Genomic DNA, 14,852 nt, shown 5'->3' with positions numbered 1-14,852 from the left:
AAAGATGATGCCGCGGCATCATCTTTTTTGTTTGCTTCATTTCACTTCAAACTGTTCCGCCTCGGTCGATCCAGCCAGCGCTGTCGTCGACGACTGTCCGCTCGAGATGACGAGTGAGACTTCATCGAAGTAGCCGGTGCCGACTTCACGCTGATGGCGCGTCGCCGTGTAGCCGTGTTGTTCGGCCGCAAATTCGGCTTGTTGTAACTCAGAATATGCTGCCATCCCACGCTCTTTATAGCCGCGGGCGAGCTCGAACATGCCGAAGTTGAGCGAATGGAACCCGGCGAGTGTGACGAATTGGAACTTGTAGCCCATCGCCCCGATCTCTTGTTGGAACGTCGCGATCTCGTCGTCAGACAGCTTCTTCTTCCAGTTGAACGAAGGTGAACAGTTGTAGGCGAGCATTTTTCCAGGATACTTCGTATGGATTGCGTCCGCGAACTGGCGTGCCTCGTCCAAGTCCGGTTCCGACGTCTCACACCAGACGAGATCGGCGTAAGGCGCATAGGCGAGACCGCGGGCGATCGCCTGCTCGATGCCGGCCTCGGTCCGGTAGAAGCCTTCCGGCGTCCGGTCGCCGACGATGAACGGATGGTCGATCGGGTCGATGTCACTTGTGATCAAGTTGGCCGCATGCGCGTCCGTCCGGGCGACGATGATCGTCGATACGCCCATGACGTCTGCTGCGAGGCGCGCCGCGATCAAGTTTTTCACAGCCGTTTGCGTCGGGAGCAATACTTTACCGCCGAGGTGACCACACTTTTTCTCCGAAGACAGCTGGTCTTCTAAGTGGACACCGGCCGCGCCGGCCTCGATCATCGCTTTCGTCAGCTCGAAGACGTTGAGCACACCGCCGAACCCAGCTTCCATATCGGCGACGATCGGCGCGAACCAGTGCGTATCCCCTTTCCCTTCCGCCGTTTGAATCTGATCGGCCCGTTGCAGCGCCTGATTGATTCGCTTGACGACGCTCGGTACCGAGTTGGCCGGGTACAGGCTTTGGTCCGGATACATATGCCCTGATAAGTTCGCATCAGCAGCGACTTGCCAGCCGCTCAAGTAGATGGCCTCAAGCCCCGCCTTCACTTGTTGGATCGCCTGATTTCCGGTGAGCGCCCCGAGCGCGTGGACGTAATCCCGTTTGTGGAGCAGGTCCCACAGACGTTCCGACCCTTTCGTCGCGAGTGTATGTTCGATCAAGACCGATCCACGAAGCTTCATGACGTCGTCGACTCCGTACGGACGCTCGACCCCGTCAAACCGTTCCGACTGAAAAATCTTCTCGAGTTGCATGCGTTGTTCATTCATTGTTATTCCTCCTGTATTATATTAGTTTTATTTTAATAAATTTGTTATATAACAGATGTTGCGCACTTAATCCAAGTAGGCGCAGCATTCGAGTGCCGACTTGAACGTCGAATGTTCCATCCCACAACTGCGGCAGACGTTTTCCTCGTCCCGCTCTTCCGGTTTGCGGAACACGACGACTTCCTCGACCGGTTCTTTCATGATTTGGAGCGAACCGTCCGTCCGGTCGAGCACGAGGCGCATCAAGTCGTTGCCGTATACGAATGCGGTATTGGCGAGCGTCGCTGTCGACTCTCCAGAGACGATGCGGCGGATGACCCAACGTTCGATTAACTGTTCGCTTTCGATTTTTTTCGTTGTCATGATGATGCTCCTCCTTTTAAGTTCAATTCAAGTGTCGACTGTGTCAAAAACTGACGGCGGCGGCGATGCAAGATCGGTTCCGTGTACCCGCTTGGCGAATCCGTTCCTTCGAACACTAAGTCTTTTGCTGCTTGATACGCGATCGAGTCGGTCACGTCCGGCGTCATTGGCCGGTAGTTCGGGTCGGCCGCGTTCTGCTTGTCGACGACTTCAGCCATCCGGTACATCGTCGCTTCGACTTGCTCACGCGTACAGACACCATGATAGAGCCAGTTGGCCACGTGTTGGCTCGAGATGCGGAGCGTCGCCCGGTCCTCCATCAACCCGATATGGTGGATGTCCGGCACTTTCGAGCAGCCGACGCCTTGCTCGATCCAGCGGACGACATAACCGAGCAGCCCTTGCAGGTTGTTCTCGAGCTCCTCCCTCACTTCATCGTCTGTATAGACGCGTGTCGCGAGCGGAATCTCGAGCAGGCGTTTCCGTTCGCTGTCGATATCGAACGACCGTTGCACCAACTCACGTTGGACACGGAACGCATCCACTTGATGGTAATGGAGCGCGTGGAGCGTCGCGGCCGTCGGCGATGGGACCCAGGCGGTCGTCGCGCCGGACTCAGCATGGGCGACTTTCTCCCGCATCATGTCGCGCATCTTATCAGGCATCGCCCACATCCCTTTGCCGATTTGGGCTTGTTGATAGAAGTCGGCCGCGAGTCCGGTCAAGACGTTCAAGCGTTCGTAGGCATCGAGCCAAGCCGACGTCTTCATCTCGCCTTTTTTGCGCATCGGCCCGAACGTGAGCGACGTATGGATCTCGTCACCGGTCCGGTCAAGAAAACCGGTGTTGATGAAGACGATTCGCCCCTTCACGCGTTCGATGCAGTTTTTCAAGTTGAGCGACGTCCGTCTCTCCTCGTCCATCACACCGACTTTGAGCGTATGGCGCGGCAAGTCGAGCACGTCTTCGATCGCGTCGAACAAGTCGTTCGTGAACGTGACTTCTTTTGAACCGTGCATTTTCGGTTTGACGATGTAGATCGACCGTTCCCGCGAGTTCCGTTTTGAGTCGAGGTGACGGCTCGCGATCAGTGACGTGAAGATGCCGTCGAGGATTCCTTCCGGTACTTCCCTTCCTTGATTGTCGAGCATCAAATCTGTCGTCATCAAGTGACCGACGTTCCGAATGAACAGTAAGGAACGTCCCGGTAGCACGACGTCTCGTCCGTTTCTGCCTGTGTAGCGGCGGTCTTCATTCAGCTGGCGCTTGAGGGGCTTACCGCCTTTCGTGAACGTCGCTTCGAGCGTGCCGTCCATCAGCCCGAGCCAGTTTTTGTACAGGTGGACCTTGTCCCGAGCGTTGACGGCTGCGACCGAGTCCTCACAGTCGACGATGGCCGATAAGGCAGACTCGAGTTCGATATCGGTGAGCCCTGCCCCATCCGTGCGGCCGATCGGATGGTTCCGGTCAAATTTCAGTTCGGCATGGAGGCCGTTATGGACGAGCACTAAGCTCGTCGGACTGTCCGGATTCCCGACGTAACCGACGAAACAGTCATTGCTGAACGGGACGTCTTGTCCGTTGATGATGACGTATGGTTCATCGGCGCGAACCGCGTATCCTTCCGCGTCCCGGTGCGAACCCGTTAGAAGCGGGAACGTGTCGTCGAGGTATTGTTTGGCGTAAGCGATGACCGCTTTACCCCGGACCGGATTGTAGCCGGCCGACTTCGTTTTTCCGTCCGCTTCATCGATGACGTCCGTTCCATACAGCGCGTCATAAAGACTTCCCCAGCGTGCGTTCGCCGCGTTCAGCGCATAGCGTGCGTTGTCGAGCGGGACGACGAGCTGCGGTCCCGCTTGCTGTGTGATCTCCGAATCGACACCCGAGACATCGATACTAAAATCAGGGACGACCGGTTCGATGTAGCCGATTGATTGGAGGAAGCGCTCGTAGCCGACAATGTCGAAATTTGGTTTCTGTTCGCTGTACCACTTCTGTAACAGTCGCTCAAACGACTTCCGTTCGTGAAGCAACGCCTCATTTCGAGGAATGAACTCGTCTAGTATGCGCTCGACTCCTTGCCAAAACTGATGGCCCGTCTCGGCTCCTGGCAATACATGAGCCGAGACGAAGTCGAGGAGCTCCCGATGTACGCGATAAGTACCTACTTGTGTATACTGTTCCAAGCCTTCACATCCTCCCGTATTTGTTGTTATATATCAGTTGACTTTAATATAGACTATTATATAACAGTTTGGCAACAGTTTTTTTAAACTTTTTATTTGCCCACAAACGAAAAACGCGTTACGATAGATTACATGACCCATCAATGATTGAGTCATCAATTAGTTAAGGAGGGTTATGGATGCGCGAATCTTGTTCGCCTAGCGACCAAATTCTCTACAACGTCATCACTGTACAAAAAGAACTCAGCCAGCTGTTCGATACCGAAATGGATGGACTGAGCCTGACCCGATACGATATTTTGAGCAACTTGAATCACGTCGGTCCGCTTCGCCAACGCGAGCTGCAACAGCGCGTCGATGTCGATCACGCGGCCATCACCCGTCACTTGAAACAACTCGAGACGCAAGGGCTGATCGCTCGTGAACGATGTCTTCAAGACAATCGTGTCATCTACGTCGACTTGACCGAGCTCGGTCGTGACAAAATTGCACATTGGACCGAGCAAAAGAAGTGCTTATCGGACCGACTTTTTGTAAACATGAAGGTAGAGGAGCAACAACATTTGCTCGACCTGTTAAATACGTTACAACACAATATTCAACACGAAAGGAAGACCCTAACATGAACACGACAACACAGAAAGACTTTATGGAGATTGTAAAAGGACGCCGTTCGATTCGCGTCTATGACGAGAACGTCAAAATCTCGAAAGACGAAATGACACAAATCCTCGAGGAAGCGACGACAGCACCGTCTTCGCTCAACCTTCAGCCATGGCGCTTCGTCGTCATCGACAGCGCCACCGGAAAAGAGACACTCCTCCCGCTCTCGAGCTTCAATAAGCGTCAAGTCGAGACGTCATCGGCTGTCATCGCCATCTTCGCCGACTACCAAATGGCCGACTACACGGAAGAGATCTTCAATTCTGCCGTCGAGCGCGGCCTGATGCCTCCTGAAGTCCGCGACCGCCAAGTCGACATGATCAAAGGCATCTTCAAAGACGCACCGAACGAAATGATCAAAGACAGCATCTTGCTCGACTCAGGCCTCGTCGCGATGCAGCTCATGCTCGTCGCCCGTGCCCACGGCTATGACACGAACCCGATCGGCGGCTACGATAAGAAGAATATCGCCGAAGCGTTCGGTCTCGAGAAAGAACGCTACCTCCCGGTCATGCTCCTCTCGATCGGTAAAGCCGCAGAAGAAGGTTACCCGTCGGTCCGCTTCCCAATCGACCGCATCACAGACTGGAAGTAAGCAAAAGCTCAATCGCGTCGAGGCGATTGAGCTTTTTTTCATCCGATGTATTTGACGACCTCGTTGAAGTCGCGGCGCGTCTTCGGCGCGAAATCGCGAGCCCGGTAACCGAACGCGATCATGGCCGAGAGCGACCACGCCCCGCGTTCCATGACACCTTCTGAAATCAACAGTTCGTCAATCTGTTGTTGGTTGAACCCTTCGATCGGACATGAGTCGATCCCGATTTGGGCTGCTGCCGTCATCATGTTGCCGAGCGGGATGTACGTCTGGCGCTTGATCCACTCTTGGAACACTCGCTCATCGTCTAACAGACGATAATCTTGTTCTTGGAACTCCTGCACTCGTTTGATTCGGAGCGCATATTCGTCCTCGGTCCGTCCTTGGACGCCAGTGATGATGTGGCGCAGATAGTCCGAATCATAGCGCATCGCCTCAGGAGTCCGGGCCAAAATCAAGACGAAATGGCTTGCCGTCAACGCTTGTCCTTGAGCGCCCCACGTGTTGTCTTTAATTTTTTGAAGTAAATCTTCGCGGCGAACGACGACGAACTGCCACGGCTCGAAGCCGAATGAGCTCGGTGACAATCGTCCCGTCTCCAGGATAAATTCAAAGTCGCTTTCATCAATCTTGCGGTCCGCGTCGAACTCTTTCGTCGCTTGACGCCAACGGTACGCTTCTAAAATATCTTTTTTCTTCACTCAAATCCACTCCCCATTACCAAGATGACTCCATCATATCAAATCGATAAATGAGAAACCGTTCATGAAGATTCTTCAACGGCAATCGGACGTCTTGGACGTAACGGAACGGTGTCTCATCATTCAAAAAGTGTAAATAATCGTCGGACGGATAGTAGAGGATGATATCGACCGAACGCGGCGAGAGCTCAACCGAGTCGAGAATATTGGCAACGACTTTGCGGAACACTTGAACCGAAAACGGGTTGAAGAAATAAAATCGGTTCGCCTCAGGTGGGATCATAAACCGTTCGGCATACGCGCACTCGAACTGGGTGCTCCCACGCGACCGATGCTTCTTCGTATAGTTGACCCAGTTTTGAAGCGCCTCCTCGTGATAGCCCCCATCCATCTCGACCCCGATGGCGCGGACACGGAACGTGTAGGCGAGATAAAACGGCAACCTCCCTTTCCCGGATCCAAAGTCGACGACCGTGTCCGTCGGCTCGAGCGGATAGGCGTCGCGCAACAAGTCGAGCGCAGCATATGGGGTCGGCTCATAACGATGGTATTCGACCGAGGTCGGGAAGCCTTGCTGAGGCTTCACCGTCTCGATTTGTAGCAGTCGTTCATATTGTTGTTCAGTCATGAAAGTGTCCCTTCTTGATTTTTTGGAAGAATGAATCATGCAACGCCTCGGCCAAGTCGATTTCGCGATCAAGGTACGGCTGACGCGACATCCAACCTTCCCCGGCATAAAGTGCCAGTGCGACGAAACCACTGCCGAAGACGACTGCCGCGAGCGGACGGCCGTCAAGGAACGCATATAGGCAAATCATGGCGACGATCGTGACGCTAACCCGCGACATCCAATGGCTTCGCCTAATCTGTAACTGATACTGAGTCCACATATGGAGCCAAGCGATTAGGAGAACCGACAAGAAGAATGACAAAATTGAAGCATGTGTCCATCCCCAATCGACGAGCACCGGCCTAAACAACGAAACGACCACACCATATTTAATGAGCAGCTTAACGATATGATAGGACAGCGAATAGCGCTTCAACACCTTGATGAGCGCATCGCCGGTGCTTCGCCTGACATCTGCTCGTTCGACCCAAATGAAAAACGTATCGCTGACGACAAGGAGCAGGAAGAGCACCGCCCAAACGAACGCCGAAACGTCGCCGATCCAATCAAGACCACCTTGCCAGAACAAGATATACTGATAACCGAGAAAGAAAAAGAGCGGAAACACGACGTACAATCTGAGCCGCCACGTTTTCCAATGCTTGGCCGCATGGTCCATGACGCGTCGCTTCAATAAATACCGAGCTGTCATCGCACGGCCACATGTTCAACCATTTCAAACAACGTCCTGCTTACCGATTGAAGCGATTCGCGCAGCTGTCGTTTCGCCGCTTCCGTCTCAAAACCGGCGTTCCCGATATGAACATCCATGTGAACCTCCTCGCGACCGATTTGCATCATTTGGCATGGTGCGCTAATGTGGATAAGCATGTGTTCTTGTCTATCTATCATACCATGCCCCAAACATAGCCTTGACAACAAAATCCCCCGTAAAGGAGTAAGTACTATGCAACATTATCTAGCCATCGATATCGGTGGAACGAGTATCAAATACGGAGTCGTCCAAACTGATGGGACACTTCTGTCGAACGACCACGTCCCGACCCCTAAGACGTGGAAAGCATTTCTCGAACAGATCGATGCAATCGTGAACAACACGCAAGCCGCGGGACCGATCCAAGGAATCGCCTTTAGCGCTCCCGGCGCCGTCGATTCGTCGACCGGGGTGATTCACGGCGTTACCGCCCTCCCCTACATTCACGAACAGCCTTTCCTCGAGCCGTTTCAAGACCAGTACGACTTACCCGTCACCGTCCTAAACGACGCGAACGCGGCAGCGCTCGCCGAAGGATGGACCGGGGCCGCCGCTTCTTTGAAACGTTATGCGACAGTCGTCATCGGCACGGGTGTCGGTGGTGCTTTTATCGACTCGAACGAAGTCATGGTCGGTTCACACTTCCATGGCGGCGAGTACGGCTATTGGATTCTTGACCCGAATGCCCCCCACCCGGACGGCACGTGGAGTAAAGTCGGTGCGACGGCCGTTCTCGTGAAGCGGTGCAGTGATCGCCTCGGACTGCCCCTCACCGGCAAAGACGTGTTCGACCTTCAATCGGACTCACGTATCCATGAGGAACTCGAAAACTTCTATCGTTGGAATGCGATCGGACTCTACAATCTCCAGTTCGGGCTCGACCCGGAACGGATTTTGATCGGTGGCGGCATCAGCCGGCGGCCTGAAGTCCGTGACGGCATCAAGCGTCACCTCGATGTGCTCACGGATTCGTTCGGCACGTTCCGGATCGACGTCGAGACGTGCGCCCACTTCAATGAGGCCAACTTGATCGGCGCTGTCCGGTTCCACCTTTTAACGAACTAAAAACAGGGTTTCCATCACTGCTTGGTGACGGAAACCCTGTTTTCTATTGTCTGATGCGGTCCTCATGAAGGTGGTGATACACCTCGTCCCGGATGGCTTGGAGCGTCCGATCATGAACAATCACGTGGGCGCGAATGATGCGGTTCGTTCGCTCATCGATCTTCCGCGTCTCTAGATAGCGATCTAAGATCGGTAAACTGAAATCATCGACTGGCAAATACGTAATCGGGATCACTTCCTGTCCCGATTTAACAGAGACTTGTATCCCGTTCACGTCAGGAAAGAAGTGCGACTCGTAATACGGCTCAATGATGAGCTCGTCTTTCATCGCGTCCTTTACTTCGGGGATTGTCGTCGGCAAGGCAATAAAATAAACCATCTGATCAAACGAGAACGAGACGTCTTGTAACGAAACGTGCAACGCAGTCGCCTCACGCTTGGCGATGTGACGTAAGATGAATAGATAGCAGTACCGGCTCGACAGCAGTATGGTCCCAACAAAGGCGACCGCCATCATCATGACGCTAAACTCACTCATAGCGCCACCCCTTCCCAGCGACAGACTTGATTTTTCCCGCGTGACTTGGCCGCATAAAGCGCCTGGTCCGCACATTCAATCAACTGTTCGACCGTCTGATCACGAAGCGTATGCTTCGAGGCGACGCCAAAACTGAGCGTCAACTGCCCGCCCGGTTGTTGATTCCCGTGCGTGAATGTTGTACCGAGCACGGCTGAACGAATCGTTTCGGCCACGTGCGTCGCTCCGATCTCATCGAATTGCGGGAGCAAAACGACAAACTCTTCGCCGCCGAACCGATACGCCATCTGTTCATCGGGTACACTTCGGCGAATGACGCTCGCGAGTCGCGTCAACAGTTCGTTCCCCGCCAAATGGCCGTTCGTATCGTTATAATGTTTGAAGTGGTCGATGTCCATGACGATGAGCGACAGTTCGTCTTCATCACACTCGCGGAACAATACATCCAAATCTTGCTCGAACGAGCGATGGTTCTTCAAACGAGTCAGTCCGTCACGGAGCGCGAGCGTCTCAATCCGTTGATAAAGCGTCGTCTGATGCAACGCAAGCGATGCTTGTTCCGCGATGGGCCGAACCCCATCGATTTTTTGAGGGGTGATCGGCTTCTTGTTGACGACGTTATCGATGACGAGCAATCCGTACGGGATACCTTGATGATGTAACGGGAAAATTGTGCACTCGTCCATCTGTAACTCTGTATGTAATAGTCGTAGGACCGCATCATCGGTGATGCTCGCATAGACGTGTTGGGGTCGGCCCGAGTCGAGTGTCTGTTTAAACACATGATTGGAATTAAATGGGAACGTCATTTTACGAATCCGTTCGTTCAATGGCTCATCGTGTGTCGAGTCCGTCTCTTTCTCGTCAATTAAATCTTGAAGGTCATAATGTTGCCGTGTGATTTCTTCCCAAATTTGGTACCCTTCCTCGGGATTCATCGGTCCCGTCCCCATGACGCCGTAAATGCTGTCTTTTTCCGGGTCGGCAAAAAAGATGATTGAGCGGTTGAAGCCGAGCCCATGACCTGCCGTCACCGATGTCAAAATCGTCTGTAGGAGACGGTCCGGGTCGAGCGTATCTTGCATCGTGAAGCTGACTTCACGAAACACGTTCAATTGACGAGAGCTTGTCGTCAACATCCGTAACCGATCCGATCGTTCCCGTTTCAATTGTTTAATATAACCGAACAAGAGCGCGGCACCGAGTCCGAAAAAGATATAACTGAGCAACAATGGAAACGATAAGTTTCCTGATTGGCTATAGACGAGCAACCAACCGACAAGAGTCGCGGTCACCATGCCCGTCCATTGAAAACAGATGAGGCCGGTCGCGATGAGCAGCAGCACTGACCAATGTAAATCATAAAAGTCGAACAGAATCCCATGCCAAATCACGACAAGGCTACTCGCCCCAACGAGTAGCCAACGGTTCAAAGATGGGGTCGTCATCAAGCGCAGTACGTTGATGACGAGTGTGATCAGGACGATGCCAACAATCAATAAACCGTATACCATCGCTACCCCTCATTTCGTCAATAATCATCTCTACACGTCTATTATAGAGCGATTATTCAAACGTGGGACAGTTTCCGCCCAATCACTGACCAAACTTTTAAGTTTCTTGAAAGATTTTCCAATAGACTTCAACGTTTGTTTTACATCATTATTTCGTGTACTTCAGCACAGTAACGTGAAATGATGGAAGCAATTAACCGAATCAAGTGAGGTGGAAACCTAATGGATTTTTGGATAGACACGCTCTCATCGATCGGGACGTACATGCTGATCGCTGCCGGTGTCAGCGTCGCGATCATTTTGTTGCGGAAAATCACGAAGTCATAATAAAAGGCGGCCACGGCCGCCTTTTGTTAGTCAAATAAAATCCGTTGCATCCGTTCCGGCGCTGCTAAAAAGTCGCGCATGACCCGGACGTGTTCGAGTTCATCGAACGTCGTCGGCGCGAGCCCCGCCTCGACTTCCAAAATCGCCGCGTCAGGGTACGACATGAGAATCGGTGAATGACTCGCGATGATGAATTGACTCCCGGCCTGCACGAGCTCATGCATCCGGGCGAGCATCGTCAATTGACGCATCGGCGACAACGCGGCCTCCGGCTCGTCTAAAATATAGAGGCCCGCGCCCCGGAAACGGTGGAGCATGAGCGACAAGAACGCTTCCCCGTGTGACTGCTCATGGAGCGAGCGACCACCATACGATTCATAAAACCGCTCAGGGTCTGGACTCAAGCGCGCTATTTCGTCCACGTAACTTGATAGCTGATACGCCGTCTCGGCCCGGAGGAAAAAACCGTCCTTCGGGCGATACGCACTACGAATCGGGCGCAACGCCTCGAACAGCGGGCTATGCGTCGACTCGGTCTCAAAGCGGAACGTCGTCGCCCCGCCTTCCGGATTGAATCCGGCGGCAATCGCCATCCCTTCGATCAACGTCGACTTGCCGCTGCCGTTTTCCCCGACTAAAAACGTGACCGGATTCGTCAACGTCAATTCGTCAAACGCTTCAAAAATCGGGAGCGAAAACGGATACCCTGGCGTTTCGATCCGATCTCGTTCTAAGCGGACACCTCGTAAAAATAAGTTCAATCCCATTCGATCCAAAAAATCGCCCCCTCGTTTGATTCGACCCCGTAATTGAGTTGCTGCGCTTCAAGCAACAACTTGTTGATGGCGAGTCCAAGACCGTGTCCGTTCGACCGATCACCTTTGACGTACATATCCCATACGCTCGCACGCATCCTATCATCGAGCCCCGGACCTTGATCCTCGATCTCGAGTCGGTTTCCGACAATTCTGATTGTGATGACGCCACCGTCGGGACTCACCTGGTAGGCGTTATGAAGAAAGTTGGACAACACCCGTTCCATCGCCGTTTGGTCGGCTTGTAGCGTGACTGCTTCGAGTTCGAGTTGGACGGTGACTTGTTTATGCCGGAACCAGTCTTCCATTCGTGCCACCGTCTCACGAACGAGTCCGTCCAATCGGATCGGCTCGATTTGAAGCGGCAGACTTCGTGACGATAACTTCGAGTACTCGAGCATCTGCGTGACGAGACGATCGATCCGGTCAACTTCTTCGGTCATGCTCCGTCCCGTCGACGAGACGTCTTCTGGCTTGACGACGCCGAGCTCGAGCATCTCTGCCTCGTTGCGAACGATAGCGAGCGGTGTCCGCACGTCATGTGTGACCCCAGAGATGAACGTCTTTTGCAGCGTCTCTTGTTCTTGAAGCGCACGATTCATCTGATCGACCGCTTCCGTCAAATCACCGATTTCATCGTCTGTGACCGGCGGCAAGTTGATCGTGTGTGTTCCTGCCATGATCGCCGTTGCCGCTTGTTTCAATTGGACGAGCGGTGACGTCAAGCGCCGCCCCATCCAATACGTCACGCCTATCGCCGCGACGAGGGCGAGCAGGAAGCCACTCCCGAGAATCATATAGATTTGACGGAACTGGGGATTCGCTAGCGGCGCATTCGTATACGTCACGATTTGAATGTCTCCTTCTTCTCGTAAAAACGTCAAGAGACGCGTACCGTTTACGCTGACTTGATCGCGTTCCACCAATGCGTCCGGGTTCAGCGTCGGTGTCATCTGTCGCCGCATCCGTCCGCCTCGGTCAAGATCGATCGGTTCGCCGTCTTGAAACACGAGGACGTTGAGCTGTCCCGGTATGCCTCGCCCTTCAGCTAACGCGTCATAGACGATGTCCGCTTCACGCTCGAGCTGGGCGTAGCTTTCCGTCTCGGCAAAGCGGCCGATCAAGAGCGACGTGAGTCCGAACGTGAGCACGGCCATGACCACGAGCGGGAGAATGGCGGTCCACAACAACTTTTTCATCAACCGGTTCATCACACGTCCTCCAATCGATAACCGACCCGATGCACCGTCTTCAACTGCCGTTTGATCGTCTTGGACTTGTCGCGGAGCTGTTTAACGTGCGTGTCGACCGTCCTCGTGTCACCGACGAACGTATAGTCCCACACGTCGTCGAGCAATCGGTTCCGGTCAAGCGCTTCCCCGATATGCTTCATGAAATAGAGCAGCAGTTCGTACTCCTTATTGGCCAATCGAATCGGTTTCCCGTCTTCCGTCACCGTCCGTGATTTTTCATCCACTTTCAGATCACCGAACACGATGCCATCCGTCTGCTTGACGAGACGCTTCAATCGAATCTCGAGCTCTTTCAAGACGATCGGTTTGACCAAATAGTCGTCAGCACCGAGCTCAAGACCGAACACTCGGTCATCGGCTTCCCCGCGTGCCGTCGTCAACACGATGGCCGGCCGCGGCTGAAGTGTCTGTAATCTCGGAATGAGCGTCCATCCTTCTCCGTCCGGCAGGCGAACGTCGAGCAGGACCGCATCGAACGGCTGATCAAGCAGTCGTTTCGCCTCGGCGAGTGTCCCCGCCACGCTGACAGTAAAGCCCGCGTACGTCAAAAAACGGGCCATCCCGTCCGCTAGCTTCTGTTCATCTTCCACTACGAGCACGTTCATCTGTATCGCCTCCACTCCCATTATATCGCATCAAGAAAGCATCCCATCGTTTCCCAAATACAATTTGCAAAAACCTTGCAACTCCCTCACAACTTGCCGGCGGGCAAGATTTACACTTGAGGTAGTAAAAGGAGGAGATACACATGAAATCATCAAAATTAGCACTCGCTTTGGCCGGTCTGCTTGCCGTCTCGGGCACAGGCGTCTACGCAGCCACAAACGAGACGACGACAACTGAAACGACAGAATCGACGGAAGCTTCGACGCAATGCGAACGCGGTGAACGTGGTGAACGCGGCATGTTCGGAGACCGGGCAGCCGGACAAGCGGCGTTGCTTGAGGCGCTCGGTTTGACCGAAGCCGAGGTCGAAGCGGCACGTGAAGAAGGACAGTCGCTTCCTGAGCTCGCGGAAGAGAAAGGCATCACGGTCGACGCATTCATTGACGCGATCATCGCCTCACACGAAGTGAAACTTGATGCAGCGGTCGAGAACGGTAATTTGACGCAAGCGGAAGCCGACGCGATTTTAGCTGAACATGAGGAGCGATTCGCCGACGTGACAAGCTATGACGACCTAGACATGCAAGGACCGGGAGGGAGAGGTCGACACGGTCACGGGTCGCATCACGGTGGCCAATTCGGCGGTCCAAACCAAGACGACAATACACCTTCAACAGATGACAATGTAGAAAATCAGAGTACAAATTCACTGTAAGCAAAAAGGCAACCAAATCTCGGTTGCCTTTTCATATGGCCAATAAAAGTAACGCGTATCCGATGAGCCCGACGGCAAAGGCACGAAAACTGCTGTCACGCTCTTCGGGTAACTCTTCTTTCATAACGTTCAAGATGATGCCACCGGCCAAAAAGGCGACAATCATCGACAGCGTGACTTCATGAAGCGCTGAAAACGCCCCAACACTCCAGCCGACGAGCACCGCGAGGGAAAGCAACAACCGTCCCCGCTCGTCATATAACTGTTGATGGTGGTGTCTCAACCCTTGATCGACCGTGATGAAATGAATCCCTAACGCGAGAAAGTAGAGCGTCATCGCCCATATCGTGTCGAACTCACTCTCTGCGAGCACATACCCGATGCTAAAGTTGTAAAAGATGAACAGCGCCATATGAATCCAAAACACGCTTCCTTCATCTCGTTTTTTCATTTGGGACGCCAATCGCTCCAATCCGTAAAAAACGGCCAAACCGAACATACTAACAATGAGGATATGATTCTCGATCGAGGCGAACAGACCGCTCCCGAGATGTCCTTCGAGCTCGCGTTGGTATTCATTCAGTTCAGGCAAGAGATGCAAGAACACGTAAGCGACAGCGACGCCACCGGCGAGCGACAAGAAGCGGCTCCGTGGCGTCTCGCGCACGTGAATCAGTTGACCTGAAAAGTAGTGGATCAAGGCAAATCCGATGGCGAACAACAAACTTAACCAAAACATCTAGTCCACCTCCGACACATTACCCGACAGCCGGACGTTTCGTCATGACTCTCGGTCCTTGGTCCTTACCCGA

Annotated in this window: 17 protein-coding genes; 4 read left to right on the top strand and 13 right to left on the bottom strand. The window is 53.4% G+C overall.

Features of this window, described 5'->3' with window-relative positions:
* Positions 1 to 36: 36 nt before the first annotated feature.
* The 3 genes from aceA to EVJ26_RS08285 all read right to left on the bottom strand — a co-directional run bounded on the left by aceA (position 37) and on the right by EVJ26_RS08285 (position 3,863).
* A complete protein-coding gene (gene aceA, locus EVJ26_RS08295) occupies positions 37 to 1,311 on the bottom strand; it encodes an isocitrate lyase (RefSeq protein WP_131470241.1) in 1,275 nt (424 codons plus the stop codon).
* 66 nt (positions 1,312 to 1,377) lie between these two features.
* Positions 1,378 to 1,674, bottom strand: coding sequence for a hypothetical protein (locus EVJ26_RS08290; protein ID WP_131457828.1), 297 nt, complete (start codon positions 1,672 to 1,674; stop codon positions 1,378 to 1,380).
* Complete coding sequence (locus tag EVJ26_RS08285) at positions 1,671 to 3,863, bottom strand: malate synthase G (protein WP_131470240.1); 2,193 nt, start codon at positions 3,861 to 3,863, stop codon at positions 1,671 to 1,673. The genes EVJ26_RS08290 and EVJ26_RS08285 overlap by 4 nt, the downstream gene beginning before the upstream one ends.
* A gap of 179 nt (positions 3,864 to 4,042) precedes the next feature.
* Here EVJ26_RS08285 and EVJ26_RS08280 point away from each other — a divergent pair, with 179 nt between their 5' ends.
* Complete coding sequence (locus tag EVJ26_RS08280) at positions 4,043 to 4,489, top strand: MarR family winged helix-turn-helix transcriptional regulator (RefSeq protein WP_131468909.1); 447 nt, start codon at positions 4,043 to 4,045, stop codon at positions 4,487 to 4,489.
* Positions 4,486 to 5,121 carry a nitroreductase family protein gene (locus tag EVJ26_RS08275; protein ID WP_131468911.1) on the top strand — a complete coding sequence of 212 codons (636 nt, stop codon included), beginning with the start codon at positions 4,486 to 4,488 and terminating at the stop codon, positions 5,119 to 5,121. Before EVJ26_RS08280 ends, EVJ26_RS08275 begins: the two co-directional genes overlap by 4 nt.
* 38 nt (positions 5,122 to 5,159) lie before the next feature.
* Here the strand turns inward: EVJ26_RS08275 and EVJ26_RS08270 are convergent, their stop codons facing one another.
* The 4 genes from EVJ26_RS08270 to EVJ26_RS14555 are packed head-to-tail and all read right to left on the bottom strand — an operon-like array spanning position 5,160 to position 7,263.
* Complete coding sequence (locus tag EVJ26_RS08270; RefSeq protein ID WP_131457830.1) at positions 5,160 to 5,822, bottom strand: NAD(P)H-dependent oxidoreductase; 663 nt, start codon at positions 5,820 to 5,822, stop codon at positions 5,160 to 5,162.
* A gap of 16 nt (positions 5,823 to 5,838) precedes the next feature.
* Entirely contained in the window at positions 5,839 to 6,450 is a 612-nt protein-coding gene (locus EVJ26_RS08265) for an SAM-dependent methyltransferase (protein WP_131470239.1), read from the bottom strand.
* Positions 6,443 to 7,144, bottom strand: coding sequence for an ABC transporter permease family protein (locus tag EVJ26_RS08260; protein ID WP_131470238.1), 702 nt, complete (start codon positions 7,142 to 7,144; stop codon positions 6,443 to 6,445). The genes EVJ26_RS08265 and EVJ26_RS08260 overlap by 8 nt, the downstream gene beginning before the upstream one ends.
* Positions 7,141 to 7,263, bottom strand: a complete 123-nt coding sequence (locus tag EVJ26_RS14555; RefSeq protein ID WP_255417551.1) for a hypothetical protein — start codon at positions 7,261 to 7,263, stop codon at positions 7,141 to 7,143. The genes EVJ26_RS08260 and EVJ26_RS14555 overlap by 4 nt, the downstream gene beginning before the upstream one ends.
* Positions 7,264 to 7,399: 136 nt before the next feature.
* Between EVJ26_RS14555 and EVJ26_RS08255 the strand changes: the two genes are divergently transcribed.
* A complete protein-coding gene (locus tag EVJ26_RS08255) occupies positions 7,400 to 8,272 on the top strand; it encodes an ROK family protein (RefSeq protein WP_161566949.1) in 873 nt (290 codons plus the stop codon).
* A 43-nt stretch (positions 8,273 to 8,315) separates the two neighbouring features.
* On the opposite strand, the gene EVJ26_RS08250 is transcribed toward EVJ26_RS08255, so the two are convergent.
* The 5 genes from EVJ26_RS08250 to EVJ26_RS08230 all read right to left on the bottom strand — a co-directional run bounded on the left by EVJ26_RS08250 (position 8,316) and on the right by EVJ26_RS08230 (position 13,324).
* The gene (locus EVJ26_RS08250; RefSeq protein ID WP_131470237.1) at positions 8,316 to 8,810 is read right to left on the bottom strand and encodes a hypothetical protein; all 495 of its coding nucleotides are present in this window, start codon (positions 8,808 to 8,810) and stop codon (positions 8,316 to 8,318) included.
* Entirely contained in the window at positions 8,807 to 10,324 is a 1,518-nt protein-coding gene (locus tag EVJ26_RS08245) for a GGDEF domain-containing protein (protein ID WP_131470236.1), read from the bottom strand. The genes EVJ26_RS08250 and EVJ26_RS08245 overlap by 4 nt, the downstream gene beginning before the upstream one ends.
* A 353-nt stretch (positions 10,325 to 10,677) precedes the next feature.
* The gene (locus EVJ26_RS08240; RefSeq protein ID WP_131457886.1) at positions 10,678 to 11,418 is read right to left on the bottom strand and encodes an AAA family ATPase; all 741 of its coding nucleotides are present in this window, start codon (positions 11,416 to 11,418) and stop codon (positions 10,678 to 10,680) included.
* The gene (locus EVJ26_RS08235) at positions 11,409 to 12,677 is read right to left on the bottom strand and encodes a HAMP domain-containing sensor histidine kinase (RefSeq protein WP_131470235.1); all 1,269 of its coding nucleotides are present in this window, start codon (positions 12,675 to 12,677) and stop codon (positions 11,409 to 11,411) included. The genes EVJ26_RS08240 and EVJ26_RS08235 overlap by 10 nt, the downstream gene beginning before the upstream one ends.
* Positions 12,677 to 13,324: a response regulator transcription factor gene (locus tag EVJ26_RS08230; protein WP_131470234.1), complete on the bottom strand. Its 648-nt coding sequence runs from the start codon at positions 13,322 to 13,324 to the stop codon at positions 12,677 to 12,679. Before EVJ26_RS08230 ends, EVJ26_RS08235 begins: the two co-directional genes overlap by 1 nt.
* A gap of 143 nt (positions 13,325 to 13,467) precedes the next feature.
* Between EVJ26_RS08230 and EVJ26_RS08225 the strand changes: the two genes are divergently transcribed.
* Entirely contained in the window at positions 13,468 to 14,040 is a 573-nt protein-coding gene (locus tag EVJ26_RS08225; RefSeq protein WP_131470233.1) for a hypothetical protein, read from the top strand.
* Between the two features lie 31 nt (positions 14,041 to 14,071).
* Here the strand turns inward: EVJ26_RS08225 and EVJ26_RS08220 are convergent, their stop codons facing one another.
* On the bottom strand, positions 14,072 to 14,779 hold the full coding sequence (locus tag EVJ26_RS08220; protein WP_131468924.1) for a hypothetical protein: 708 nt from the start codon (positions 14,777 to 14,779) through the stop codon (positions 14,072 to 14,074).
* Positions 14,780 to 14,852 lie beyond the last annotated feature (73 nt).

It is taken from the genome of Exiguobacterium sp. SH3S1 (genome assembly GCF_004337105.1).
Taxonomy (GTDB): Bacteria; Bacillota; Bacilli; order Exiguobacteriales; family Exiguobacteriaceae; genus Exiguobacterium; species Exiguobacterium aurantiacum_A.
The sequence above is the reverse complement of the archived record's forward strand: the minus strand, read 5'-3'. Positions and strand labels throughout refer to the sequence as shown.